The 25191-nt window shown below is 70.3% G+C and carries 19 protein-coding genes; 8 read left to right on the top strand and 11 right to left on the bottom strand.

The window, feature by feature from the left end:
• Window position 1: 1 nt before the first annotated feature.
• The gene (locus MWU52_RS14200; RefSeq protein ID WP_246953352.1) at window positions 2–1243 is read right to left on the bottom strand and encodes a glycosyltransferase family 4 protein; all 1242 of its coding nucleotides are present in this window, start codon (window positions 1241–1243) and stop codon (window positions 2–4) included.
• Window positions 1244–1255: 12 nt separating this feature from the next.
• Entirely contained in the window at window positions 1256–2560 is a 1305-nt protein-coding gene (locus MWU52_RS14195; RefSeq protein WP_246953350.1) for a UDP-glucose/GDP-mannose dehydrogenase family protein, read from the bottom strand.
• A gap of 194 nt (window positions 2561–2754) precedes the next feature.
• Here MWU52_RS14195 and MWU52_RS14190 point away from each other — a divergent pair, with 194 nt between their 5' ends.
• On the top strand, window positions 2755–3960 hold the full coding sequence (locus MWU52_RS14190; protein ID WP_246953348.1) for a glycosyltransferase family 4 protein: 1206 nt from the start codon (window positions 2755–2757) through the stop codon (window positions 3958–3960).
• On the opposite strand, the gene xrtD is transcribed toward MWU52_RS14190, so the two are convergent.
• From xrtD to MWU52_RS14175, 3 genes are all read right to left on the bottom strand, one after another.
• Window positions 3957–5507, bottom strand: a complete 1551-nt coding sequence (gene xrtD / locus MWU52_RS14185; protein WP_246953346.1) for a VPLPA-CTERM-specific exosortase XrtD — start codon at window positions 5505–5507, stop codon at window positions 3957–3959. The genes MWU52_RS14190 and xrtD overlap by 4 nt on opposite strands.
• 5 nt (window positions 5508–5512) lie before the next feature.
• Window positions 5513–7912: a tetratricopeptide repeat protein gene (locus MWU52_RS14180; RefSeq protein WP_246953344.1), complete on the bottom strand. Its 2400-nt coding sequence runs from the start codon at window positions 7910–7912 to the stop codon at window positions 5513–5515.
• 129 nt (window positions 7913–8041) lie between these two features.
• Entirely contained in the window at window positions 8042–8731 is a 690-nt protein-coding gene (locus MWU52_RS14175) for a sugar transferase (protein WP_246953342.1), read from the bottom strand.
• Window positions 8732–9021: 290 nt separating this feature from the next.
• Between MWU52_RS14175 and MWU52_RS14170 the strand changes: the two genes are divergently transcribed.
• From MWU52_RS14170 to MWU52_RS14160, 3 genes are read left to right on the top strand one after another with little or no spacing between them, the layout of a single operon-like run.
• Window positions 9022–9906 (top strand): AAA family ATPase, encoded by an 885-nt coding sequence (locus MWU52_RS14170; protein ID WP_246953340.1) that lies wholly within the window; start codon window positions 9022–9024, stop codon window positions 9904–9906.
• Between the two features lie 5 nt (window positions 9907–9911).
• Complete coding sequence (locus tag MWU52_RS14165) at window positions 9912–11438, top strand: lipopolysaccharide biosynthesis protein (protein ID WP_246953338.1); 1527 nt, start codon at window positions 9912–9914, stop codon at window positions 11436–11438.
• An 11-nt stretch (window positions 11439–11449) separates the two neighbouring features.
• Window positions 11450–12307: a CpsD/CapB family tyrosine-protein kinase gene (locus MWU52_RS14160; protein ID WP_246953336.1), complete on the top strand. Its 858-nt coding sequence runs from the start codon at window positions 11450–11452 to the stop codon at window positions 12305–12307.
• Here the strand turns inward: MWU52_RS14160 and MWU52_RS14155 are convergent.
• From MWU52_RS14155 to MWU52_RS14145, 3 genes are read right to left on the bottom strand one after another with little or no spacing between them, the layout of a single operon-like run.
• Window positions 12304–13146, bottom strand: coding sequence for a glycosyltransferase family A protein (locus tag MWU52_RS14155; RefSeq protein WP_246953334.1), 843 nt, complete (start codon window positions 13144–13146; stop codon window positions 12304–12306). The two genes, MWU52_RS14160 and MWU52_RS14155, sit on opposite strands and share 4 nt — an antisense overlap.
• Window positions 13146–14312 carry a polysaccharide pyruvyl transferase family protein gene (locus tag MWU52_RS14150; protein WP_246953332.1) on the bottom strand — a complete coding sequence of 389 codons (1167 nt, stop codon included), beginning with the start codon at window positions 14310–14312 and terminating at the stop codon, window positions 13146–13148. Before MWU52_RS14150 ends, MWU52_RS14155 begins: the two co-directional genes overlap by 1 nt.
• A complete protein-coding gene (locus MWU52_RS14145) occupies window positions 14309–15553 on the bottom strand; it encodes a Coenzyme F420 hydrogenase/dehydrogenase, beta subunit C-terminal domain (RefSeq protein ID WP_246953331.1) in 1245 nt (414 codons plus the stop codon). The genes MWU52_RS14150 and MWU52_RS14145 overlap by 4 nt, the downstream gene beginning before the upstream one ends.
• Before the next feature lie 108 nt (window positions 15554–15661).
• Between MWU52_RS14145 and MWU52_RS14140 the strand changes: the two genes are divergently transcribed.
• The 4 genes from MWU52_RS14140 to MWU52_RS14125 all read left to right on the top strand — a co-directional run bounded on the left by MWU52_RS14140 (window position 15662) and on the right by MWU52_RS14125 (window position 21455).
• Window positions 15662–17002 carry an oligosaccharide flippase family protein gene (locus MWU52_RS14140; RefSeq protein ID WP_246953330.1) on the top strand — a complete coding sequence of 447 codons (1341 nt, stop codon included), beginning with the start codon at window positions 15662–15664 and terminating at the stop codon, window positions 17000–17002.
• A gap of 249 nt (window positions 17003–17251) precedes the next feature.
• A complete protein-coding gene (locus tag MWU52_RS14135) occupies window positions 17252–19138 on the top strand; it encodes a right-handed parallel beta-helix repeat-containing protein (RefSeq protein ID WP_246953328.1) in 1887 nt (628 codons plus the stop codon).
• Window positions 19135–20523, top strand: coding sequence for an O-antigen ligase domain-containing protein (locus tag MWU52_RS14130; RefSeq protein ID WP_246953326.1), 1389 nt, complete (start codon window positions 19135–19137; stop codon window positions 20521–20523). Before MWU52_RS14135 ends, MWU52_RS14130 begins: the two co-directional genes overlap by 4 nt.
• The gene (locus tag MWU52_RS14125; RefSeq protein WP_246953324.1) at window positions 20520–21455 is read left to right on the top strand and encodes a glycosyltransferase family 2 protein; all 936 of its coding nucleotides are present in this window, start codon (window positions 20520–20522) and stop codon (window positions 21453–21455) included. The genes MWU52_RS14130 and MWU52_RS14125 overlap by 4 nt, the downstream gene beginning before the upstream one ends.
• Here the strand turns inward: MWU52_RS14125 and MWU52_RS14120 are convergent, their stop codons facing one another.
• Genes MWU52_RS14120 through MWU52_RS14110 form a run of 3 tightly spaced genes read right to left on the bottom strand, consistent with a single transcriptional unit; the run spans window position 21456 to window position 25137 of the window.
• Complete coding sequence (locus MWU52_RS14120) at window positions 21456–22151, bottom strand: fumarylacetoacetate hydrolase family protein (RefSeq protein WP_246953323.1); 696 nt, start codon at window positions 22149–22151, stop codon at window positions 21456–21458.
• A gap of 17 nt (window positions 22152–22168) precedes the next feature.
• On the bottom strand, window positions 22169–23167 hold the full coding sequence (locus MWU52_RS14115) for an NAD-dependent epimerase/dehydratase family protein (protein ID WP_246953321.1): 999 nt from the start codon (window positions 23165–23167) through the stop codon (window positions 22169–22171).
• A gap of 41 nt (window positions 23168–23208) precedes the next feature.
• A complete protein-coding gene (locus tag MWU52_RS14110) occupies window positions 23209–25137 on the bottom strand; it encodes a nucleoside-diphosphate sugar epimerase/dehydratase (protein ID WP_246953319.1) in 1929 nt (642 codons plus the stop codon).
• Window positions 25138–25191: the final 54 nt, after the last annotated feature.

Genomic DNA, 25191 nt, shown 5'->3' with positions numbered 1-25191 from the left:
ACTAGAGGCTGAGGCCGCGGCCCTCGGGGACCAGCGCGTTGATCTGGTCGATATGCCGAGGCAGGCACCGGGTCAGGAAGTCGTAGTTGTCGACGACATGCGCGCGCGCCGCCGGTCCCAGCCCGGCATGCGCATCCGGGTTCGACAGCACGTCGATCACCTGCGTGGCCAAGGCATCGGGGTCGAGGAAATCGACCAGCAGCCCGGTCTTGCCATGGGTGATCGCCTCGCGCACGGGGGCCACGTCGGATGCGACGACCGTGGCCTGCATCGCCATCGACTCCAGCAGCGACCAGGACAGCACGAAGGGCATCGTCAGATAGATGTGACATCGGCTGAGCTGCACGATCCGGCGATACGCCTCATAGGGGACCTGACCCAGGAAATGAACGCGGTCCCAGTCGATCAGGTGGCCGACCTCGCGCTCCATCTCGGCGCGGAAACCGCCTTCGGCCTTGCTGGCCTTGCCGTAGGACGCACCCGAGCCGCCGACGACCAGAACACGCGCGTTGGGCCGCGCCTTCTGGATCGCGGGCAGTGCGCGCATGAAGGTGTGGAAGCCGCGGGTCCGTTCCATGTTCCGCGCGAGGTAGGTGAAGATCTCGTCCTCGCGCGTGACCTGGCCGATGCGGCCCAACCCCAGCGTGACGCCCGGATCGGCGCGCAGGCGATCGGTACGGATGCCATCATGGCAGACATAGAGCTTGTCGTGAAAGCTGTCCGGGAAGGTGTCGCGCTGCCACCGGGTCGGCGACAGGCCGCGATCGACCACCTGGATCGCGGTGTTGGGCACGGCGTTGCGGGCATGCAGCAGGAACGGCGTGACCTCGGACGGCGGATCCTCGGGGTCGAAGCCGACAGGTCCGCCCTCGGCCAGGTAGTAGTACTCGAAGAACCCCAGGATGGGCACGTCCGGCAGGACCTGCTTCATGAACAGAAGTTCGCCCCAACCGGTATGCCCCAGGATGATGTCGGGCACGAAGCCCTCGTCGCGCAACCGGGCGGCGGCCTGGGCCGCGCCGAACCCGTTGCCCGCCGCCTCCTCCCACGTCTTGGACAGGCCATAGGCGTCCTCGGCAGGCTTGTGATGGGGCGCGTACACGACCTTCCGGACGCCTTCGCGGTCAGGATAGTTCCGCCGCTGCGTGAGGAACACCAGCTCGTGCCCGCCCTGCGCGATCAGCCAGTCCAGCAACTCGCGGTACTGGCCGGGCATGTTCTGGTGAACCAGGAGGATCCTCACCGGGCGGCCCGCCTAACGCCCGACGGCATCGTAGGCCGCGAACCCGGCCGCCTCGGCCACCTCGCGCGAATAGATGTTGCGCAGGTCCGCCATCCGGGGCGTGCGCATCGCGCCGGCGATCCGCTCCAGGTCCAGGGCGCGGAACTCGTTCCATTCCGTCAGCAACACGATCAGGTCGGCTTCCGCGCAGGCCTCGTAGGGGTCGTCGTGCCAGGCCACGCCGGGCAGCAGCGCCTCGCCCTCGCGCCGGCCTTCGGGGTCGACCACACGCACCTTTGCGCCGCCGCCCACGAGGGCGGGGACGATGGTCAGGCTGGGCGCCTCGCGCATGTCGTCGGTGTTGGGCTTGAAGGTCACGCCCATCACCGCGACCGTGCGGCCGTTGAAGCTGCCGTCGCAGAGGTCGCGCAGCTTCTCGACCATCCGCGCCTTGACGCCTTCGTTGACCTGCATGACCGCCTCGGTGATGCGCATGGGCATGGCGTGGTCCTGCCCGATCCGGGCCAGCGCGGCGGTGTCCTTGGGAAAGCACGATCCGCCATAGCCCGGTCCGGCATGCAGGAACTTGTTCCCGATCCGCCCGTCCAGCCCCATGCCCTTGGACACCTTCTTGACGTCGGCGCCGACACGTTCGCACAGCGCCGCGATCTCGTTGATGAAGGTGATCTTGGTCGCCAGAAACGCGTTCGCCGCGTATTTGATCATCTCGGCCGACTCCAGATCGGTCACCATGATCGCGAAGTCGCGCAGGTAGAGCGGGCGATAGATCGCGGACATCACCTCCTCGGCACGCGCGCTCTCCACGCCCACGACGACGCGGTCGGGTCGCATGAAATCGTCGATCGCCGCGCCCTCGCGCAGGAACTCGGGGTTGGAGGCGACGTCGAACGCGGCCTCGGGCGCGGCGTCGCGAACGGCCTGGGCGACTTTGCGGTTGGTGCCGACGGGCACGGTCGACTTGGTCACGATGACCGCATAGCCGGTCAGCGCGCGCCCGATCTCGGCGGCGGCGTCCATGACATAGGTCAGATCCGCATGGCCATCGCCCCGGCGCGTCGGCGTGCCGACGGCGATGAACACCGCATCGGCCCCGCCGACGGCTGTCTTCAGGTCGGTGGTGAACGACAGGCGCCCCGCCGCCACGTTGCGCGCCATCAGGTCGTCCAGCCCCGGCTCGAAGATGGGAACGCGGCCGGCCTCCAGCATCTCGATCTTCTTCGGGTCGCGGTCCACGCAGACCACCTCGTGCCCGAAATCCGAAAAGCACACACCCGACACCAGGCCCACATAGCCGGTGCCGATCATCGCGATACGCATGATCCGTTCCTTCGTTCTTCCTGCCGTCCGGCCGGACCCGCGCGCGATGCGTGCCTGCCGGGGCGGCTTGTTCCGCGCCATAATGGCAAGGTTGTGGCGGAGGGGCCATGGCGATCGGCGAATTCCGCCGTGCCGCTTGCGTTCCGGCCACGGCACCTGTCCCCTGCGACCCCGTGACGACCCGAGGTTCCCGCATGCCCACCGCCGAGACCGCCCCGCGCCGCGTGCTGATCGTGGTCGAGAACCTGCCCGTCCCACTCGACCGGCGGGTCTGGCTGGAGGCGACCTCGCTGGTCGCGGCGGGCTACGAGGTTTCGGTGATCTGCCCGACGGGCCGCGGCTGGGACGCCGAATACGAGGTCATCGACGGCGTCCACATCCACCGCCACCCCGCCCCGCCCGAGGCGCATGCCGGTGCCCTGGCCTATGCGCGCGAGTATTTGCACGCGATCCGCCACTGGTTCCGGCTGGCCCGGCAGGTGCGACGCGCGCGCGGCTTCGACGTGATCCACGGCTGCAACCCGCCCGATCTGGTCTGGCTTCTGGCGCTGCGCTACCGGCTCGCCGGTGTGCGCTACGTGTTCGATCACCACGACGTCTGCCCCGAGCTGTTCGAGGCCAAGTTCGGCAGGCGCGGCCTGCTTTACGGCGTGATGCGCCTGTGGGAGCGGATCACCTTCGCCTGCGCCGATGTCAGCATCGCCACCAACGAAAGCTTCGCCCGCATCGCCCGCAGGCGCGGCGGAATGGCGGCCGAGGACGTGTTCGTCGTCCGCTCCGCCCCCCGGATCGAGAAGTTCCTGCCCGGCCCCGGCGACGCGTCCTTCCGAAAGGCCGGCACCGTCCTGGGCTGGATCGGCATCATCGGCCAGCAGGAGGGGCTGGAGCTGCTGGTCGAGGCGGTCCGCATCCTGGTGCAGGACATGGGCCGCGCGGATGTGCATATCGTCATCATCGGCTTCGGTCCGCACCAGCCGGTGATCGAGGCGGAGGTGGCGCGAAGGGGCCTCGCCGACCGCTTCACCTTCACCGGTGCGCTCTATGGCGAGGCGATGCTGGGCGCGTTGAACGCGATCGACATCGGCGTCGCGCCGGACCCGAAGAATGCGATGAACGACATCTCGACGATGAACAAGGTCATGGAATACATGACCCTGGAAAAGCCCCTGGTGCAATTCGACCTGACCGAGGGGCGTGCCTCGGCGGGGCATGCGTCGCTTTATGCCCGCGCCAATGACCCGGCCGACTTCGCCCGGATGATCGCCCAGTTGATGGATGACCCGGACATGGCGCGCGCGATGGGCGCGCAGGGCCGGGCCCGCGTGCTGGACACGCTGAGCTGGGATCATTCGGTGCCGGCCCTGCTGGCGGCCTACGACCGCGTCTTCGCGAAACGCTAGCCGGGGATCAGCGGCACGAGACGCGGCACGGCGGCGGCGGCGAGCGCCATGAGGCGCGCCTCCGCGGCGGCGTCGGACTCACCCGCGCCGATGGGCGTGGTGAACCGCACGATCATGCCGTCGCTGCGGCCATGGACCAAGCCGTCGCGCACGGCCGCGAACTTGGCCTGCCATGCGCTGGCCAGCCGGGTGCCGCGCTGCTCGAACCAATAGAGGACCATCTGCCGCTCCGTCCCCTTCTGGATCACGGCGCGGTTGGCGGGAAAGGTGTCACCGCCAAGGGTCATGCGGGTGCGGGCCAGTTCGGCGATTTCCCATCCGGCGGCGGGCAGGCAGATTTCGGGCGAGTGGAGCCCGGCGCCGTCGGCCTGCCGGGCGTACCAGGCGACGAACAGGCCGACCGGCGGCCCGCTGGCGGCGAAGTCGGCCACGACATAGTCGCTGGCCGCCAGAACGCGGGCCACGTCCGGGTCCAGCCGCGCGCGATGACCGGCCCAGTCGCCCAATTGCATCGGAAAGGCCGCGAGACGCGCCTGGGGTGCGCGACCCTCGCCGCCCGCGGCCCAGTGCAGCGCCGCGGCGACCAGGGCCAGCGCGCCCAGCGCCGACAGCGTTCCCGCGCCGGTTACCGCGGTGATCCGGCCCAGCCCGCGCCCCAGCCCGTCGGTGTCGAGATCGAGCATCGCCCCACCGGCCAGCCGCAGCCGCGCCAGAGCGGCCGCCAGCAACAACAACAGCGCCACGCACAGACCGAAGACGACCCAGCCCTCGAACACGTGCAGGAACCCCTGCGCCTGCGCGATGCCGTACCGGTCGACCAAGATGCCGATGACCCCGATTCTCGCGGCGTTGAGCAATACGGCCAGCGGCGCCGCCGCCGCGAAGAGCAGCACCCGGTGCGACATCGGTCCGCGATAGAGGATCGCCGTGAGATACGAAAAGCTGAGGATCGGAAACAGGTAGCGCAGCCCGGAGCAGGCTTCCGCGACCTGCAGCTTCCAGACACCCAGGTCGATGATCTGCCCTTCCAGCAGGACGGGAATGCCAGCCAGTTCCACGAGGGCCACGCCTATCTGCGCCGAAATGCCCTGCAGGGCCGTCGAGACCTGCCAGTAAAGGACCTGCGGCAGCGGCAGCATGAAGATCAGGTGGAAGACCGACGCCCAGTACCGACGTCCCCGCGCCCAGCCCATGCAGATCAGCACCATCGCCATCACCCACAGGATGATCGCGTAGGTGATCAGATCGGGGATCGACGTGCGCTGCCCTGCCAGCGCCAGAAGCAACGCCCCCGCCCCCAGCAGGAACCCCGGCCATCGGCGCACCGCGTCCGCCGCCGGTTCGGGCTGGCGCCGCAGTTCGCGCAGGAACAGGAAAAGCGAGATCGCGGGGATCAGCGGGCCATGGCTGTATTCCGGTGTGGCCCAGGCTTGCGCCAGCGAGACCAGGCCCATCCAGAACAAGGGCAGCGCCGCAAGCGTCGCGAAGACCAGGGCTGCGGGCGCATACCGGATACGACGGGCGGGTGCGGTCGACAGGAACGCCACGGCGATCAGCCCCCCAGGGCGGACAGGCGGCGCAGGGCGTCCCGCGCGATCGGATGATCCGCAGGCGCGAGGTCGAGCGTGGCCGCGAAGGCGGCGCGCGCCTCCTCCGACCGGCCGAGGGCGGCCTGAACCTGGCCCAGCCGCGAACGGACGAGCGCATCGTCGGGCAGCCCACGCGCCGCGCGACGCATCAGCGGCAGCGCGCCTTCGGCGTCGCCGCGACGAAAGGCGATCCAGCCGATCGTGTCGCTGACGGCGGGGTTGGCGGTGCCGCGCAGGGGCGCCACGATACGCGCCGCCCGGGCAAGCGTCGCCGGATCGTCGTCATGCCCAACCAGAAGCGAGGCGAGGTTGTTGGCCACCGTCGGATCGCCGGGCCGATCGGCATGGAGCGCCTCCAGCAGTTCGATCGCGCCCGGCACGTCACCGGTCACCTCGCGACGGTTCGCCTCGATCAGGCGCAGGCCGCGCGATGTCGGGTGATCCGTCAGGCCCTGGCGCAGCACGGCCTCGGCCGCGTCGCGGCGACCCTGCCCTGCCAGCAGCGCGAACAGTCGCAGCGCCGCGGCATCGCCCGGACCGCGGGCCAGGGCGCGATACTCCCGCTCAGCCCGGTCGAAATCGCCTTCGGCCAGGCTCTGCTCGGCGGCCAGGATGCCGAGCGCGGCATCGTCGGGATAAAGCGCCAGCGCCGCCTCGATCTGGCTGCGGGCGGTCACCATTTCGCCGCGCTGCCGGAACCCCGCGACGAGGTCGGCAAAAGCCGCCTGCCGCCCGGGATCGGCCGCCAGCATGTCCTGCATCGCACGGGCGGCATCGGCGTCGCGCCCCTGCCCCAGTAGAAGCGCCGCGCGCAACGGTTCGGCGGCCGATCGCGCGGTGGGCGTGTCGATGCGGCCGAGCCCCGCCAGCACACGCTCGGCCCCGCGCCAATCGCGGTCGGCAATGTAGCGGGCGATCAGGGCGCGCGCCACCGGGACGTCGCCCGGCGCCGCCGTGTGCGCGACCTCCAGCACCCGGCGCGCGACGGCGGGCCGCCCATCCGTCAGCAAGGCGTCGGCATAGCGTTCGCTTTCGCGCGCGGCATGGCCCGAGACCTGTGCGGCCGCCGAGAGCTGCTCCATCGCCAGGCCGCGATTGCCGTCCTGCGCGTGCGCTGCGGCCAGAAGCGTCATCAGTTCCGTGTCGCGGGGCCGTTGCGCCAGCGCGGTGCGCAGATCGACGATGGCCGATTTCGGATCGTCGGCCTCGATCGCCCAGGTCGCGCGCAGCTTGAGGGCCTGCGCGTCATAGGGGTCGAGCGCCAGGACCTCCGCGATCTCGCCCCGCGCGGCCTGCCGTTCGCCCAGCCTGTCCTGCATGCCCGCCAGAAGAACGCGCAGCGCGCGCGCCTCGGCCGAGGCGTCGTCGAGATCCGCCAGCAGCGCGCGCAGCCCCTGCACGGCCCCGTCGCGGTCGCCCTCGTCGAAGCGGATCGAACGGTCCATCCCGGAGTAGAGAAGGGCCGCCGGCGCGTCGCCGGCCCCGTCGATCAGCCGGGCGAGTTCGGCCAGGGCCGCCTCGGCCCCGCGCATGCGGTAGAGGAACCGCACCAGCAGCATGCGCATCGGCGTCTCGCCGGCCGGGGCGCCCTCGGCCAGTGCACGCAGCACGTTCTCGGCCGCGTCGATCCGACCCTTGGATAGATGCCGCGCGACCAGAAGGCCCGCGATCTGCGGGTCGTCGGGATAAAGCCGGGCCAGGTCCAGCAGCCGATCCTCGGCCGCGTCCAGACGATCGGAATCGGCCAGCAAGCGGATGCGCAGCAGTTGCAGTTCGGGCGCATGCGGGTCGATATCCAGCGCCGCGTCCAGCAGCGGAAGCGCCGCGGCGGGATCGGGGCCCTTCGTCAGGTTGTCGACCGCCACGCGCAGCAGCACCGGTTGGTCGGGGCGCCCCGCCAGCAACGCCCGCGCCTCGGCGGCGAGGGCATCCTGCGCGACGGCGTCCTTTTCACGCACGGCGGCGCGATAGCGGGCCGCGATGTCCAGGGCGCGGCTGTCGAGCGCGGTGTCGTCGATGGCGCGCGCGGCGGCGGCCTGCCGATCCAGCGCGGCCCAGTCGGCGCTGACGAGCGCGATCTGGCCCAGGCGGCTTCGGAACTCCAACCTGTCGGGGAACCGCTCGGACAGGATCACGAACTCCTCGCGCGCTTCGCGCAGGGCGCCCTGTTCCAGCAGGACCTGCCCCATCGCGGCGCGCGTCTCGGCATGGTCGGGATCGATCTTCAGCGCGTTGCGGAACTGGACGAGCGCGCGGTCGTAATCGCCCTGTTCGGCATAGTCTCCGCCGCTTTGCAGGTAGGCGCCCAGCCTTTCGCCGTCGGACTTGCAGCCCGACAGCGCCAGCACCAGGGCAAGGGCCATGGTGCACCCCTTGCGGGCGCGATACCTCTTCATGTGTCTGAACCCGTTCTGCTCGGTTCTCTTGTTGGCGTCAGCATGCCCCACCTCGGGGTTGCCGCAAACCGCGGTGGCGGCCCGCGGCGGCGAAGGTCAGCGACCTGTGGCGCGCAGGACAACACCCACCGTCGCCGCGATGATCGCCAGGTCGGCGGTCAGCGACAGCGCGATATCGTAGGCACGATCGAATTCGGCGCGGGCTGCGAAGGTCGTGCGGTTGCGGTCGGATACCTGCCAGGCGCCGGTCAGGCCGGGGCGCAGGCGAAAATAGGCGTGACCGGGATAGAGGGCGCGTTGCTCGGGCAGCATGGGGCGCGGACCGACAAGGCTCATGTCGCCGGTCAGCACGTTCCAGAGCTGCGGCAGTTCGTCGAGCGAGGTGCGACGGATCAGCCGGCCGAGGCGGGTGACACGCGGGTCGTCGCGCAGCTTCTGGTCGCGGTCCCATTCGGCCCGCGCATCCGGGTCGGCGGCGAGATGCGCCGCGAGCGCCGCGTCCGCATCCGTCACCATCGAGCGCAGCTTCCACATGCGGAAGCGGCGACCGCCCAGGCCCAGACGCTCCTGCTCGTAGAAGGGCCGTCCGCCATCCAGCGACACCAGAAGCGCGAGGAGCAGCACCAGCGGCAGGACGAAGGGTGCGGCGGCCAGCACCAGCACCACGTCCATCGCGCGCTTCACATGCGTCCGGTAGGACACGCCCCGCCCGCCATCCGCCACCGCGACGGGGGACACCGCCGTCGCGCCGATCGTGATCGCCTCGGGGTCGAACTGCATGGTCATCCGCATTCTCGCTCATTTGTCGGCTGGGCCGTCGAAGACCCGGAACGAGAGCGAAACTGGCGGATGGTCATGGTCGATTCATGACCCGTTTACCCTGAATCGTGGCAGGGCCGGTGTCATTTCGCGACCGAATGCGGCGCTGCCCGGAACCTGCCCCGAAGCGCCGCCGATTCCTCACGACCGCGCCTTAGTCCTGTCGAATTTTACACGAATAAGACAAGGACGGTTTTGCGTCCGAACGATGCGCAAGAAACAATCGAACAAGAATAACCACTCAGTGGAAACGAGCGATGAGCCAGCTTCAGGATCTCTACAGGGACCACTTCGGAATGTGCGGTCGCCCGTTCAGCGGGCTGGCCGATTCCGGCGTTTTCTACTGGGGTCAGACGCAGGTGCGCGCGCATGCGGCGCTGGAATACGGCATGGTGTCGGGCGCGGCCTTCATCGTGCTGACCGGCGAGACCGGGTCCGGCAAGACTTCGCTTCTGCTGTCGCTGGCCGACGCCGCCGCCGATGACCAGCGGATGGTCTTCGTGGCCGGTCTTCGGCGCGGCGGCGGCTCCGTCCTGCCCTGGATCCTTCATGCGCTGGGACAGCCCGTCACGGGCGACGAGGGCGATACGGTCCTGCACGGGCGCGTCCAGGACATCCTGATCGCCGAATACGCCGCCGGCCGGCGGGTCGCCCTGATCCTAGACGAGGCGCACAACCTGTCCGCCGAGGCGCTGGACGAACTTCGCGTGCTGTCGAATATCAATACCGCGCAGGACCTGCTGGTGCAGATCGTCCTCTGCGGCCAGCCCGCCCTCCGCGACCGGTTGCGGGCCCCCGAGATGTCGGACCTGGGCCAGCGGGTCGCGTCCTGGGGCCACCTCGATGCGCTGGAGCCCGCGGCGATGCAGGCCTATGTCGGCACCCGCCTGGCCGCCGCGCAGGGGCCCGAGGATCTGTTCGACGACGACGCGCTGGCAGCCGTCCATGCCGCGACCGGCGGGCTGCCGCGGGCGATCAACCAGCTTTGCGAACTGGCCCTCGTCTACGCGATGACGGGGGGGTGCGACCGGATCGATGCCGACGCCATCGGTCAGGTTCTCTCCGACGGGCTCTATCAGGTGCCGCTGCCCGCGCCGGATCCCGCACCCCGGCCGGGCCGTCTCCGCCTCGCGGTGGGCTGACGGGGATGTGGGGCGAACTGAAATTCTATGCATCGCTGTTTCGCAGGCGCTTGGGCTGGTTTTTGCTGGCGGTGTTCCTGTGCACCGGCGCGGGCGTGGCCATCGCGGTCTCGCTGCCGCCGATCTACGTGGCCCAGGCCCGGCTGGTCGTCGAGGCCGAGAAGATCCCCGACGAGCTGGCCGCCTCCACCGTCGAGACGCAGGCGCTGGAACACCTCCAGATCGTCGAGCAGCGTGTCCTGTCGCGCGAGGCGCTTCTGGACATGGCCAACCGGCTGCAGATCTATGGCGGCGACCGGCCGGCCCCCGACGTGATCGTCGACGACCTCCGCGGCCGCATCACCTACCGGATCGAGGGTGGGCAGCCGCGTCCGCGCGATCCGATCAAGGCCACCATGCTGATCCTGGGTTTCGAGGCCGACAGCGCCGTCATGTCGGCCGCCGTCGCCAACGAGCTTGTGACGCGCGTCCTGTCTGAAGACGTCGACATGCGCACCACGGTCGCCCGCCAGACGCTGGAATTCTTCGATCACGAGGTGTCGCGCCTGCAGCAGGAACTGGCCGAGACGGGCGCCACGCTGCTGTCCTTCCAGCAGGAGAACCTGGACGTCCTGCCGGACACGCGGGAGCTGCGGACGGCGCGCCTGGCCGCCATCCAGGCCGAGCTGGCCCGCATCGAACGCGACAGCGGCGATCTGCGCCGCGAGCGCGAGCGCCTGACCCGCCTGCACGAGACGATCCGCCGGCGCGAGGGCACGGCCCCCGTGGCCAGTTACGAGGCGCGCCAGATCGCCGCCCTGCGCGAGACGCTGGACAACCTGCCCGCCGGCGACCCGGGCGCGGACGACATCGCCAAGCGGATCGCCGCGCTGACCCGGCGGCTGGAGGCGCAGGGCGGGGTCAACGACGGGCGCACCGCCTTCCACCGCCACCGCGACGAGATCGACGCCCGCCTGGCCGAGGAGGACGCCCGCCGGATCGCGCTTCTGGACGAGATGGAAGACCTCCGCGACGGGCTGGCCCGGACCCCGATCAAGGCGGCCGAACTGGCCAGCCTGGAGCGTGAGGAGGCGAACCTCCGGGCACTCTACGACCAGGCGCTGGAGGCGCGCGCCATCGCCGAGACGGGCGATGCGATCGAGGCGCTGTCCAAGGGCCAGCGCATCGCCGTGATCGAGCAGGCATCGATCCCGCGCGTACCGGACCGGCCCAACCGCAAGATCGTGGCCATCGCCGGGGCGGCGGGCGGCATCCTTCTCGGCCTGCTGGTCGTGACCCTGCTCGAACTCCGCCTTGGCTTCCTGCGACGCCCGATCGATTTGCAGCGCCGGCTGGGGATCACGCCCATCGCGACGCTGCCCCTGCTGGAACTGCCGGCGGTCGCGCCCCGCGTGGGCCGCAGCATCCAGCGCAAGATCACGGTGGCGGCCGCCGTCGTGGTGATCCTGGGCGTCGCCGGCGCCATCGCCACCGGCTTCCTGCCGACACCGGCCGAAATCGCCGCGCGCATCGAACGCGCCGACATCCTCTGAAAGGACCCGCCATGGACCGTCTTCAGACCGCCATCGCCGAAGCCCGCGCCGCGCGGGACGCCATCCTCGCCGGACGGGTCGCCGCCGCCACGGACCAGGAGGCCCCGATCTCGCGCAAGGTCGCCCCGGCCGCCAGCCGCACGGTCGAGGAGGCGTGGGCCGCCCTGCCCCGGTTCGAGCCCGAGGCGGAACACCTGGCCGACAAGCGCGTCGTGACGCGCCAGGGCGGGGCCCGCAGCGCCCCGTTCGATGTGCTGCGCACCCGCACCCTGCAGCAGATGAAGGCGCAGGGTTGGTCCCGCCTGGCCGTCACCTCCCCCGGGCCGGGCTGCGGCAAGAGCACGGTGACCATGAACCTTGCCTTCTCGCTGGCGCGGCAGACCGACATCCGCACCGTGGTGCTGGACCTGGACCTGCGGCGCCCGATGCTGGCGTCGATCCTGGGCCTGCAGGCCCGCCACGAGATCACCGCCGCGATCCGCGGCACGGCCGAACCGGGCGCGCAGATGACCCGGGTGGGCGAGAACCTGGCCTTCGCGACCACGCGCACGCCCGTTCACGACCCCGCCGAGCTGTTGCAGGGCCGCCGGATCGGCAAGCTGCTGGAGCGGATCGAGGCGCAGTTCGCGCCCGACGTGATCGTGTTCGACCTGCCGCCGGTCATGGTCAGCGACGACGCCATCGCCTTTCTGCCCAATGCCGATTGCGCGCTGATGATCGCCGCCGCCGAGCAGAGCACCCTGGGCCAGGTCGACGCCTGCGAGAAGGAGCTGGCCCAGCAGACCAACGTGCTGGGCGTGGTGCTGAACAAATGCGGCCACCCAGGCGACTACCACCATTACGGCTACGGCTACGCCGAGACGGCCTAGCCGCCCAGCATCCAGACCATCCGCGCCAGGCGCAGCCGCGCCAACGTCGCCAGCGCGCGTGCCTTCTCGCCCGCGCCCAGACCCGGTGCCCGCAGGACCCGCGGCGCGTGCACGACGATCGAGGCGGGCATCGCCAACGCGCGAAGGGTCCAGACCCATGCGGGTCGCCCGTCGGCCCGGTGCAGTTCGCGCGCCTCGTCCGTCAGGCGCCGCCATTTGCGCGCCAGGGCCGACCAGTCCGCGCGCGACGGGTGACCGACGCGCAATTCGTGCACATAGATCAGGCTGTGGCCGCGGGCCCGCGCCCGCTGGCACCAATCCTTGTCCTCGGACATGCCCGCGCGGAACGGCCCGACATCGTCGAACACCGCGCGTCGCGTGACCAGGTTGCCGGTGCCCGCAAAGCCGTCGCGCGCGACATAGGTGCGGAAATCAAAGGCAAAGACCTGCTCGAATGCCTGCGCGCCCGTGGCCGGGCCGTCGGTCTCGTGAAAGACGTAGACCTCGCCCGTGACGAGGTCGCCCCGGTCAGCGACGCGCAGGGCGGTCTCCGTCCAGTCGGGATCGGGCAGGCAATCGGCGTCCAGAAACAGCAGCAGCGGGGCTTCGGTCTCGGCCACGCCGCGGTTGCGGGCATTCGCGGCACCGGCCAGCGGTTCCCGCAGCAGGCGAACACCGGGATAGCGCGCCACCAGCCCCGCGACGTCGCCCCGCGATCCGTTGTCGACCACCGCGACGCCGACCCCGCCCGGCAGCGTCGGCACCAGCGCATCCAGACAGCGCGTCAGCCGCACCGGATCGTCGCGATGCGGAATGATGACGACGGCGCGTTCGCCCATCAAAGCGCGGCCAAGGTGTCGCCCAGCGCGGCCTCGTACCGGCCGAGCCGGTCGAGCCCGCGCGCATGGGCTGCACGGACCTCCGTCGCCACGACGTCGCGGTCATGCCAGGCCTCGGCCACCGCATCGAGGATCGTCCGCGCGTCGGAGGCCGTGCAGTCCACCGTCCGGTGGAAGCCGAGCGAGCCGAACAACCCCGCGAACTTGCGGCTGTAGGCCATCGGGACGACCGGAACCCCGGTCGAGAACGCGGCGATGCAGGCATGCATCCGCGCACCGAGGAAGAAATCCATCGCTGCGATATGGGCCTTGGCCTCGGGCGGCGAGGCGAAGGCCGGCGCGAGAACGGTGCCGGGGTGTTTCTCGGCCAGGGCCGCGCAGGCGCGGTAATCGTCCTCGCCCGCCAGCGGGCCGTCGGGGACGATGACATGCGGGATCAGGTGCACGCAGGCACCCTGCCCCTGGAACCAGCGGATCAGATCGTCGATCAGCACGGGATAGTCCAGCGAGACGCCGAACTCGTTCCGGCCGGTATATCCGCCCCCCATCAGCAGACCCGACACGTTCAGCCCGACATGGGGCCCCGCCCCCGGCAGGTCCGGTGCGGGCCCCGCCGGCATGGCCAGCGCCACGTCGGAGGCGAGGACAGGCGGGCGGCGCACGCCCAATTCATACATGTGATCGCGCGACGGCTCGTCCCGGACCGCGACCAGCCGGCACCGGTCCAGATGCATGCGCGCCAGGCGCCGCGACGCGGTACGGTTGAACGGCCCCACCGTCTGCGGCGCGAAGATGAACGGTTTTCCCGCCAGATGCGCCAGCGCCTTGAGCGCGAACATCAGCCGCAGGCGCCTGCGCCCGTAGATGTCGGCGAAGCTGTCGCCGCCGCCGATGTCGATCACGGCATCGGCCCGGCGCAGCTCCGCCCAGTAGCCGCGCGGGTTCTTGACCCAGCGGCCGGACAGCGGAACGATCCGGATATCGTCGCCGGTGACATAGGGCGTGCGCGCGTCGGGATAGTCGACCAGCGTGATCGCAAGTGGCCGGTCCAGCCGCGCGGCGACGCGACGCAGGATGGCGACTTCCGCCACGCTGAGCGCACCGACGCCCAGGTTGTGCGACCGGGTCGAGTGCATCAGCAGCAGGATGCGGAGCGGGGCGCTCATCGCCGCAGGTGGCGACGCAGGGTGCCGAGGAAGTTGCGCAGGTTCCGCCGCCACGGGTTCTGCCGCGCCGCCCGCCGCAAGCCCAGGCCGCGATAGTCGGGGATCGGTTGCCGCAGCAAGCGCAGCGCGGCCAGTCGGGCAGAGAGCGCGCGCCGCCGCTCCCGCTGGCCGGGCTGGATATCGGCCAGCCGCGCCATGTCATAGGGACGCAGGGCCAGCCGGCCCGCGGCCTGGGCCCCACGGGCGATCTGTTCGCCCAGAACGGTGCGCGCCAGGACCAGGCTCTCGCCCGGACGCTCGTCGAAGCGGGGATAGCCGGAATCGTCCACCTCCCACGCGTCGGCGCAGACAAGATCGGCGGCTTTGCCCGTCCCGTCGGCGCAGATCTTGCAGCGATGCTGGACATGCTTCGAAAGGATGCCGCCCCAGCTCTCGCGATAGGTCATCGACCGTTCGGTCCCGTCGTGCAGCACGGCCGTGGCGCGGCCCGGCCAGCCATGGCCGCGATAGCGGAAACGCGCGACCTCGGTCTCTTCCACCCGCAACTGGCGCAGGATCTCGCGCGCGCCGGTGGCCGAGGGGACGCCGGCGCAGAAGAACGACACGATGACCGGGACCGCGCGCGCCACGGCCGGGTCGCGGGCCCGGATCGCCGCCAACGCGGCCGCGTCGCAGGGCTTGCCCACGAAGGCGACGCGGCGCCCGTCGGCCAGGATATCGGGCAGCGCCTCCAGCGGCGCCGAGGGTGCATAGCGCGACCCGGCCGTGGCCGAGAACGCCGCCGGATCGTCGGTCAGCACCGTGCGGTTCGCCAGAGGGGCCTTCGGGTCGGGCGCGTTCTGGACCACCGCCTGCACCACGCCCGCGCGCAGAAGATGCGTCAGAAGCGCCGTGAGCGCGCCGCCCGACGCGCCGCGATGCCGCTCCCCGCCATCCATCGACCAGCCGGTCCAGGCACTGCGCCACGGCCCCCAAAGCGGGTCGTCCCTACGCCCCCCGGGCGCCACGCGCTGTCCCAGGCCCGGGCAGATGTCGGCGATCGCGTCGTCGGCGCCGACGGGCAGCGCCCCCACCTGCACGGGGCGGAGGAAGCCCGGCGCCTTCGTCCGGATGGCGATGGCGTCGGGGAACATGCCGGCACAGCCGCCGCAACCGGCGCACAGATCGCCCTTCGCCACGATGGCGAGTGCCTCGGACGTGGCCATGGCCGCATCCGCGAGAGGGGTGTCGATCGTCTTCACTGCACTGCTCTGTCTGCCGTCATGGGCCTTCTTGCGGGCTTGCGGCTTGACCCCAGCATGGCAAGCCCCGCACAACCCCGCAAGCCTTTTCCCACCGGACATGTCCCGATGCCCCGCCCCGCGCTTCTGATCCTGTCCGGCAACGCCGCCGCCTCGGGCCTGCTGTTCGCGCGCAACCTGACCGTCGCCGCACTGATCCCGGTGGCCGATTACGGCATCGCGGCGACCTTCGCGCTGGCCATGGCGGCGGTCGAGATGGCCACCGCCTTCGGGCTGCAGCAACAGATCGTGCAGGCCCGCGACGGCGACGACCCGCGCCTGCAGGACGCCCTGGCCGGGTTTCAGCTGCTGCGCGGCGCGCTGGCCGGGCTGGCGCTGTTTCTGCTGGCGGGCCCGATGGCCGCGTTCCTGGCCATTCCGGAGGCCGCCTGGGCCTATCGTCTGCTGGCGCTGGTCCCGCTGCTGAACGCGATGCAGCATCTCGACATTCACCGCATGAACCGCAGCGACCGGTTCGGCCCGCTGATGGCGACGGGCACGGCACCGGCGCTTCTGTCGCTTTTGCTGGTCTGGCCGCTGGCGGCCTGGCTGGGCGACTGGCGGATCATGCTGGGCGCGATCCTGGCGCAGGCGGTCGCCGCCGCGATCCTGTCGCATGCAATGGCCGAACGCCCGTGGCGGCCGCGGGTCGACCGCGCGCTCTGGGCCCGGACGCTGCGCTTCGGCTGGCCGATGTTGGTCAATGCCGTGATCCTCTTTCTTGTCTTTCAGGCGGACAAGTTGGCGGTGGGGCACATTCTGGGGATGGAGGCGCTCGGCGTCTTCGCAATGGGCGTGACGCTGACGCTGACGCCCTCGCTGATCGCGGGGAAATCGATCCAGACCGCGCTGTTGCCGCGGCTCTCGGCCCGGGCCGGGTCGGCGGGTTTCGTGCCCACGGCGCATGCCGCGCTGACGGCGTCGATGCTGGCCGGACTGGCGCTGGCGATCTGCGGGGTCGCGGCGGGCTGGCTGGCCGCGCCGCTTCTGGCCGGGACGGGCTACGGCGCGCTGTCCATCCTGCTGGGGCCGCTCGCCATCCTGCAGGGGTTGCGCGTCGCCAAGACCGGAAGCGTGGTGGTGGCGTTGGCGCGCGGCTGGACGGGTAATGCCGCGCTGTCGAACCTACCTCGCGTGGGGGCTCTGGTCCTCGGGATCGCCGCGCTGAGCGCGGGCGCCGAACTGACAGTGCTTATCTGGCTGGGATGCCTCGGCGAAGCGGTGGGATTTGCGCTTTCGCTCCATCTCGTGCGGCGTCGGGACGCGGGCATCGCATGGCCAGTGCACCGGGTATGCCTGTGGTGCCTGGGGATCGCGTTCGCCGCCGGGGCGACGTTCGCGCCATGGCTGCTTGTCGCGGCGCTGGCGGTCCTGTCTGTTCTGGCGATGTGGCGCGAAGGCGAACGCTGACGAGGGGCTTGCCAGTCGAGGGAACGCGCCGCGGAAGCACCGAGTTTGGCGCAAATACGGCCGAAGCTGGACATCGCCGGTCATGACGGCATCGACCCGACGTAGAGACGCCACACCGCGAGGCTAGACCGGCGGCGCCGGCCGGTTTTTGGCCCCCGTCCCCGTGGTGGCGGTCTAACCTGCGCGGTAAGCGGCCCCGTCCGAGGGCCCGAGCAGCAGACCGGGGGACGCCCCGGACCGGAGCAGGCCATGAACTTGCGAATCCTCATGCGCGTCCTCGCCCTGGCGGTGCTGACGGCGGCGAATGCCCACGCGGACGGCGTCCTGCGCGCCGACCCGCAGACGCTTGCGACCGTTCTGGAACGGGCGGGGCCCGGCGACACGGTCCTTCTGGCGCCGGGCGACTACCCGCCGCTGCGCTTGGGTCGGGGCGGATCGCCGACGGCGCCCCTGGCCCTGCGGGCGGCGGACCGGGCGGCGCGGCCCGTCTTTCCCGCGCTGCAGATCACCGAGACCGGGCATCTGGTCCTCGACGGCCTGTCCTTCAAGCTGCGCCCGATCGGGGCCGGCGACCGGCGCAGCTTCGTGATCCGCGACGCGAGGGACATCCGCCTTGGCGATCTGACCTTCGACGGCACGCGCGACGCCGAAGGCCCCTGGGGACTGGGCCTGGGGGTCCACGACACGATCGGGCTGCGGTTGCGGGACAGCACCTTCCGTGGCTTCGCCCAGGGTGTCGTCATCACCCGCTCCTCGGACGTGACGGTGACCGGCAATCTCGTTCACGGCATGCGGTCCGACGGGATGAACTTCGCGCAGGTCTCCGACGTCCGGATCGAGGACAACGTGATCCGCGATTTTGACCGCACCACAGGCATCGGCGATCATGCCGACATGATCCAGTTCTGGACGCGCAACACCGACCGCCCCAGCACCGGGATCGTGATCCGCGGGAACCTGCTGAACTCCGGCACCGGGCTGTTCACCCAATCCATCTTCATGCGCAACGAGGCGGTCGACAGCCATTCGGCCGGCGCCGACATGTTCTACCGCGACGTGGTGATCGAGGAGAACCTGATCCTGAACGCGCATCTGCACGGCATCAGCATCGGCGCGACCGAGGGGCTGACGATCCGCAACAACACCGTGGCGCGAAACGCGGCCTCCTCGGGCAAGCGCGACGACCCGGGCCTGTGGACACCGCGCATCCGCGTCGACGACCGGTCCCGCGATGTGCTGGTGCTGGGCAATGTGGCCCATGCGGTGCCCGATCCGGCCTTCCACGGCGACTGGACGGTGGCGGGCAACCTGCTGATCCAGGATCGCGTGCCGGGCCAGGCCGACCACTACGACCGGGTCTTTCACGCCGTTTCGCCCCTGCGTCCGGCGCTGGCGGAACATTTCGTCGCCCGTGCCGGCGGCCCACTCGACGGCGCGACCGTCGGGGCGCCGATGCTGCGTGCCCTGGGCGCGGCCCTTCCGCAGGTCGCCCCCGACCTGCCCGAGGCGCCGACCGCCGGGATGCGCGGCCGCATCCGCCTCGACCCCGAGGCGCAGGCGCTGGTGGCCGATGGCGGCGCAGGGCGCCCGTTGCAAAGGCTGGAGATCGGCGGCCCCGCGATCCTCGTGGGCGATGCGCTCGACCCGGTCGTGCTGCCGCGCGAAATGACGGCGCCGCTCTTCGACGCCCGCGCGTTCGAGATCACCCTGCACCTGACACCGCGCGACGGCTATCGTTCGCATGGCGAGGTATTGCGCCTGCACCAGGCGATGCGCGTCTGGCTGACCGGTCGCGGCGCGGTCGAGGTGGAGCTGCTGCTGGAAGGCGGCGGCGCCACGCGGCTGCGCACGCGCCCGACCCGCATCCTGCGGGACGGCAGCGGCGAGATCACGATCAGCTATCGCGGCCCGGCCGGCATGCTGACCGTGCGCGAAGGCGACGAGGTCATCGGCGAACGGGCGGCCACGGGCATCCTTCCGCCGCGCGGATCCTGGGGGCTGTCCTTCGGCAACCCCTTCGGCACCAAGGAAAGCTTCGAGGGCAGCATCGACGCCTTCGAGTTGCACGGCGTGCCGGACGCGCTCGCCCAACCCGCGCGAACCGCATGGCGCCCGGACGAGAAGTCGCTGCCATGACGGCGGCCACCGCCGCGCCGGCGGCGATCGGGTCTGGGCGGCTGCACTGGCTCGCCGTGCTCTACCTGCTGACGGTGGTCCTGCCGATCTCGATGAACATCGGCTCGATCCACCTAACCACGCTGCGCATCCTGTTGCTGATGGTCACGCTGCCGATGCTGGTGAACCTGCTGCGCGGGCGCTACGGGCCGGTGCTTGCGACCGACTGGCTGTTCCTGCTCCACGCGGCCTGGCTGACGCTGGCCCTGGCGATCAACAACCCAGACCGCGTCATCCAACAAGCCCCCTCCGTCGGGGTGGAGTTCCTGGGCGGTTATGTCCTGGCGCGGGCGACCATTCGGTCGGCGGCGGACTTCGTGGCGCTCTGCCGGCTGATGGTGATGCTCGTCCTCATTTCGCTGCCCTTCGCGCTGCTCGAGACACAGACGGGCGATCCGCTGATCCTGCAGGTGATCCGCTCGCTTCCGGGCATCACCTCGGTCGAGATCACGCGCGACGACCCCCGCCTGGGCCTGGCGCGCGTGCAGACCGTGTTCGCGCATCCGATCCATTACGGGCTGTTCTGCTCGGTCGCGTTCTCGATGGCTTTCGTGGCGCTCAAGGGTCTCGGCTCCGACGTCTGGCGGTTTCTTTCGGCGGGCGGCGTCGCGCTCGCGGGGTTCACCGCGCTGTCGTCGGGGGCGCTGCTCGCCATCGTTCTGCAGGTCGCGCTGATCGGCTGGGCCTGGATGTTCCGCGGGATGGAGCGGCGCTGGTGGTTGCTCGTGGGTCTCTTCGCGCTGGCCTATATCGCCGTCGACCTGATTTCCAACCGGTCGGCCTTCCAAGTCTTCATGAGCCATGCGACCTTCTCGGCCCACAACGCCTATTGGCGCAGCATCATCTTCGAGTGGGGCGTGATGAACATCTTCGGCAACGCCGAGAACGAAATCCCGCCGTCGATCCTGTTCGGCATCGGCCTGAAAGACTGGGTGCGGCCCTATTTCATGTATTCCGGTTCGATGGACAATTTCTGGCTGGTGATGGGCGTGCGCTACGGCGTGCCGGGATTCGCCTTCATCGCCCTGGGTTGGGCCTGGCAGGTGGCGCGGCTGATGCGGGTCAGGCTGGGTCCGGGGCATCCGCTGCTGTTCATCCGGCGGGCCTGCGTCTTCACGCTGCTGGGGCTCAGCTTCACGCTGGCCACGGTGCATGTCTGGGGCAACCTGTTCTCCTTCACGCTGTTCGTGCTGGGCGCGACGGCCTGGCTGGTGCAGCCGGGCGCCACCGACATGGGCGCGCCGCCGCCGGCGCCCGCGGGGCCCGCACGGCCCCGCACGTCCTATACCCGCTTTGCGCCTCGCCCGGGCCGGGCGATGACGATCCGCGCGCGGCGCGTATCATGACCGACCTGCCCCGCCTCGGCGTCGTGATCGTCACCCATGGCTCGGCCGACGTGATCGGCGACTGCCTGGATACGCTTCTGCAAAGCAGGGGCGTCGCGCTATCGGTGGTGGTAGTCGACAACGACTCGCCCGATGCCACGGCCGAAGTGGTGGCCGGGCGCCGGGCCCCGGACCCGCACAACCTGCGCTGGTGCCCGACCCATCGCAACGGGGGCTTTGCGGCAGGCGTGAACCACGGGCTGCGGATCCTGATGGAGGACGCGGGCCTGGACCGGTTTTGGATTCTGAACCCCGACACGCTGGTCCCGCCGGACACCGCCGCCGCTTTCGCCACCCATGCCGCGCCCGACGGTTTCGGCATCCTGGGCGGGCGCGTGATCTATGCCGATCCGCCCGGGGCAATCCAGATCGACGGTGGCATCGTCGACTGGCGGACGGGCCGGACACGCAACCTCAACCAGAACGCGGACGCCGGGACGGCGCCGCCTTCGGCCTCCGACATCGTCTTCGTCACCGGGGCCAGCATGGTCGTCAGCCGGACCTTCGTCGACCGGGCCGGCCCCATGCCCGAAGATTACTTCCTGTATTACGAGGAGGTTGACTGGGCCCTGCGCCGCGGGCCGCTTCCGCTGCTCTATTGTCCGGACGCCGTGGTGCGGCACCGGGCCGGCACCTCGATCGGGTCGCAGCGCCCGGGTCGCCTGGCCTCGCCGTTCTCGGAGTGGTTCAAGCACCGCGCGCGGCTGCGGTTCGTGCGCCGCCACCGGCCCGCATCCCTGCCCGGCGCCTGGGCCTTCACCGTCGCCAAGGCCGGTCAACTGGTTCTGCGGCGCGACCTGCCCGCGGCGGGGGCGGTCCTGCGGGGCGGGTTCGGCCTCGCTCCGCCCCGGGACGTCAGGCGCAGGATGGCCGCCGGGGGCGTCACGCTCTGATCAGGCGGCGGGCCCGATGGTCAGCGTGACGGGGCTCAGCCCCTCGATCGAACCTTCCAGCACGTCGCCCGGCTGCACGGGGCCCACGCCGGCGGGCGTGCCGGTCATGATCACGTCGCCCGGGCGCAAGCGATAGAAGCGCGACAGGTCCGACACGATCGCGCCCACGTCATGGATCATGTCGGACAGGCGCCCGGTCTGCCGGACCTCGCCATCGACGGTCAGGCGTATCGCCTGCGGGCCCACGGGTCCGAACGCAGCGGCCGATGTCAGCGGACCCAGGACCGCCGAACCCTCGACATCCTTGCCCAGGTCCCACGGACGGCGCGCGGCCTTGGCGGCCGCCTGAAGGTCGCGGCGCGTCATGTCCAACCCACAGCCATAGCCGAAGATCGCATCCGCGGCCGCATCGCGGTCGACCCGGAATGCCGGCGTGCCGATGGCGACGACGAACTCCACCTCGTGATGATAGTCCGACGTGCCCGGCGGATAGGGCACCGTCTGGCCGGAAGACACGACCGAGAAGGCGGATTTGGTGAAGTAGAACGGCGCCTCGCGGTCGACCTCGTTGCCCATCTCGGCGGCATGGGCGGCGTAATTGCGGCCCACGCAGAAGACGCGCCCCACGGGGAAGGTCTCGGCCCGTCCCGCGACCGGGAGGCGTGGCAAGGCGGGCAGATCGAAGAGATCGAGCATGGGCACCTCCAGCGGTTTCAGCTTCGGTATTCGTCGCGGTACCAATCGACGAAGGCGCGCACGCCCTCCTCGACCGGCGTGCGCGGAAGGGCGTGGCCCAGAAGGTCCGTCAGCAGGCCGCAATCGGCCCAGGTGGCGGGCACGTCGCCCGGCTGCATGTCCATAAGATTGCGCGTGGCCTTTGTCCCGAGCGCACCCTCGATCGCCTCGATGAAGCGGCCGAGCTCGACCGTCTCGCCATTGCCGATATTGACGATCCGGTGCGGGGCGACGGGGCTGAGGCTGTCGCGTTCCGAGACGGGGTCCGTCCCCGGGGGCCGGCCGATCAGATCGGCGATGCCCTGCACCAGGTCGCCGACATAGGTGAAGTCGCGCCGCATCCGACCGTGGTTGTAGACGTCGATCGGCTGGCCGTTCAGGATCGCGCGGACGAACTTGAACAGCGCCATGTCCGGTCGGCCCCAGGGGCCGTAGACGGTGAAGAACCGGAAGAGCGTCGTCGGCACGCCGTAGAGATGGGCATAGCTGTGCGCCATCGCCTCGCCCGCCTTTTTGGTCGCGGCGTAGAAGGACATCTGCGTGTCGGCCTTGACCGTTTCGCGGTACGGCATGTCCGCGTTCGCCCCGTAGACCGAGGAGGTCGACGCGATCAGCAGATGCGCCGGCGGGTGGGCGCGGGCGGCCTCCAGCACCTCGTAGGTGCCCAGCAGGTTCGCCTCGACATAATCGCGCGGCGCGTCGATCGAATGGCGCACCCCCGCCTGGGCAGCCAGGTGGATGACGGCGTCGGGCCGGTGTTGCGCCAGGAGGTCCGTCATCAGGCCGGGCGTCGCGACATCGCCGATCACGGCGGTAAACCCGTCGCCAAGGCGGGCATGCCGCCGGCGCTTGAGCTCGGGGTCGTAGTAATCCGACAGATTGTCGACGCCGGTGACGTGCCAGCCGCGTTGCAACAACAGGTGGGAGAGGTGGTAGCCGATGAACCCGGCCGAGCCGGTGACGAGCGCGCGTTTCATGGGCCTTGGGTGACGGAAGCGGGATGCACTGTCAAACGGCCCTAGACCTGGATCACCGGTGGGGCAGCGGGTTCGGCGCGGTCCTGTCCGAAACCCGCGACGCGCCGCGACAGCAGGTCCAGTGCCAGATCCGCGTCGCCATCGGCCACCGCGCGGCGCAGGGTGCGCAGAATGTCGGCCATCTCGAACTCCGACAGGCCGTCCTCGCGCACGCGGAAGATCTTGCGATGCGCCGTGGGCCGCTCCGACCCGTCGAAGAACAACTCCTCGTGCAGCTTCTCGCCCTCGGACAGGCCGATATACTCGATCGCGATATCGCCCTGTGGGTTCTCTTCGGACTGAACGCTGTAGCCCGCCGCCTCGATCGCGTGGGTGGCCAGGTCGACGATCCGCACCGGCTCGCCCATGTCGAGAAGGAAGACCTCGCCGCCCTCGGCCATGGATCCGGCCCGCAGCACCAGGCGCGCGGCCTCCTCGATGGTCATGAAATAGCGGGTGACGTGGGGATGGGTGACGGTCACCGGCCCGCCGCGGCGGATCTGGTCGTGGAAGATCGGCACCACCGACCCCGAGGAACCGAGCACGTTTCCGAACCGGACCATCGACAATATCGTGCCGCCGTCGGGCACCCGCGCGGCCAGGTCCTGCACGGCCAGTTCGGCCAGCCGCTTGGTCGCGCCCATGACGCCGCGCGGCCGGACGGCCTTGTCGGTCGAGATCAGGATGAACCGTTCGATCCCCGCCTCGATCGCGGCGGCGGCAAGCATGTGGGTGCCCAGGACGTTGTTCGACAATCCGACCAGCGGGTTGGCCTGCACCAGGGCCACGTGCTTGTAGGCGGCGGCGTGCAGGATGATCTCGACCTCCTCGCGGTCGATCACCTGGCGGACCTGCCCGGCATCGGTGACGGACCCGAGGACGGGGACCAGTTCGACCCCGAATTCGGCGGCGGTGTGGCGCAGCTCCCGTCCGACGTTGAACAGGGCGATCTCGCTCATCTCGAACAGGACGAGGCGGCGGGGCCGACCTTCAAGCAGCTGGCGGCAAAGCTCCGCCCCGATCGATCCGCCGGCGCCCGAGACAAGGACGGACTTGCCGCGGTAGATGTCGAGGCCATCCATCAGGGGCGCCTCGACCTCGTCGCGGCCCAGGAACATCTTCGGCTTCATCGTCTCCAGCCGGTCGATCAGCGCCTCGGTCCCGATGAGTTGCGAGAAGGAAGGCAACGTCTGCACCTCCAGCCCCATCTCCTGCAGCTTGCGGGCGATGCGCGCCTGCTTGGGCGGGCTGAGCGACGGGACGGCCAGCAGCACGCGGTCGATGCGCTTCTGCGCGGCGATCTCGGCCACACGGGTCGGGCGGTGCACGGGCAGGCCGGCGATGGTCAGGCCCTGCATGGACGGGTTGTCGTCGACGAAGGCCACGGGGTCGATGCCCTTGTGGCTGCGGAACGCGCGCACGAGCTGCGTGCCGGTGGAGCCGGCCCCGTAGATCAACACCCGCGTGACCCGGCCGCCGCGCCGGTAGATGGCGAGGACGAGCTGCAGGAGCACGACCCGCGACAGGAACATGAGAAGGAACAGCGTGATCGCGAAACCGGCATAGACCGCGAAGGGCAGGCTCTGCCCCACGGCCACGGTCAGCAAGAAGGCCGCGAAGGCCAGCATCATGGCGAGAATCGCGCTGCGCAGCGTCGCGCTGCCGTCGAATTCGGCCAGCGCCAGGCCCGGCAGGCCAAGCCCGACCGACAGGCCGCCGGCCAGCGCGGTCAGGCTGGGCACCGCGACCAGAAGGGCGACGCCGGCGGGCGGAAAGCCGTAGGGCAGGTTGCTGACCGTCAGCGTCAGCACCAGGGCCGTCACCACGAGGATCAGGTCGAGCGTCAGGAAGAACGCGTATTTCTGGCGTCGGGTCAGGGAACGGAGGATCGATTCAAGACGGGACGGTTCGTTGATCTTGGTACGCGACAAGCCGGCATCCTCTGCATGGCGAATTCTGGCGAACGCCTTTCAACAGTGTGTATT

This window comes from Jannaschia sp. S6380 (assembly GCF_023015695.1).
Lineage (GTDB): Bacteria > Pseudomonadota > Alphaproteobacteria > Rhodobacterales > Rhodobacteraceae > Jannaschia.
The sequence above is the reverse complement of the archived record's forward strand: the minus strand, read 5'-3'. Positions and strand labels throughout refer to the sequence as shown.

Excerpts from the sequence above, each read along its gene's own strand:
- MWU52_RS14130 (WP_246953326.1), top strand. The coding sequence starts at position 19,135 with ATGACGGCGGCCACCGCCGCGCCGGCGGCGATCGGGTCTGGGCGGCTG.
- MWU52_RS14160 (WP_246953336.1), top strand. The coding sequence starts at position 11,450 with ATGGACCGTCTTCAGACCGCCATCGCCGAAGCCCGCGCCGCGCGGGAC.
- MWU52_RS14120 (WP_246953323.1), bottom strand. The coding sequence starts at position 22,151 with ATGCTCGATCTCTTCGATCTGCCCGCCTTGCCACGCCTCCCGGTCGCG.
- MWU52_RS14135 (WP_246953328.1), top strand. The coding sequence starts at position 17,252 with ATGAACTTGCGAATCCTCATGCGCGTCCTCGCCCTGGCGGTGCTGACG.
- MWU52_RS14155 (WP_246953334.1), bottom strand. The coding sequence starts at position 13,146 with ATGGGCGAACGCGCCGTCGTCATCATTCCGCATCGCGACGATCCGGTG.
- MWU52_RS14140 (WP_246953330.1), top strand. The coding sequence starts at position 15,662 with ATGCCCCGCCCCGCGCTTCTGATCCTGTCCGGCAACGCCGCCGCCTCG.
- MWU52_RS14175 (WP_246953342.1), bottom strand. The coding sequence starts at position 8,731 with ATGACCATGCAGTTCGACCCCGAGGCGATCACGATCGGCGCGACGGCG.
- MWU52_RS14170 (WP_246953340.1), top strand. The coding sequence starts at position 9,022 with ATGAGCCAGCTTCAGGATCTCTACAGGGACCACTTCGGAATGTGCGGT.
- MWU52_RS14165 (WP_246953338.1), top strand. The coding sequence starts at position 9,912 with ATGTGGGGCGAACTGAAATTCTATGCATCGCTGTTTCGCAGGCGCTTG.
- MWU52_RS14195 (WP_246953350.1), bottom strand. The coding sequence starts at position 2,560 with ATGCGTATCGCGATGATCGGCACCGGCTATGTGGGCCTGGTGTCGGGT.
- MWU52_RS14180 (WP_246953344.1), bottom strand. The coding sequence starts at position 7,912 with ATGGCCCTTGCCCTGGTGCTGGCGCTGTCGGGCTGCAAGTCCGACGGC.
- MWU52_RS14150 (WP_246953332.1), bottom strand. The coding sequence starts at position 14,312 with ATGAGCGCCCCGCTCCGCATCCTGCTGCTGATGCACTCGACCCGGTCG.
- MWU52_RS14190 (WP_246953348.1), top strand. The coding sequence starts at position 2,755 with ATGCCCACCGCCGAGACCGCCCCGCGCCGCGTGCTGATCGTGGTCGAG.
- MWU52_RS14115 (WP_246953321.1), bottom strand. The coding sequence starts at position 23,167 with ATGAAACGCGCGCTCGTCACCGGCTCGGCCGGGTTCATCGGCTACCAC.
- MWU52_RS14125 (WP_246953324.1), top strand. The coding sequence starts at position 20,520 with ATGACCGACCTGCCCCGCCTCGGCGTCGTGATCGTCACCCATGGCTCG.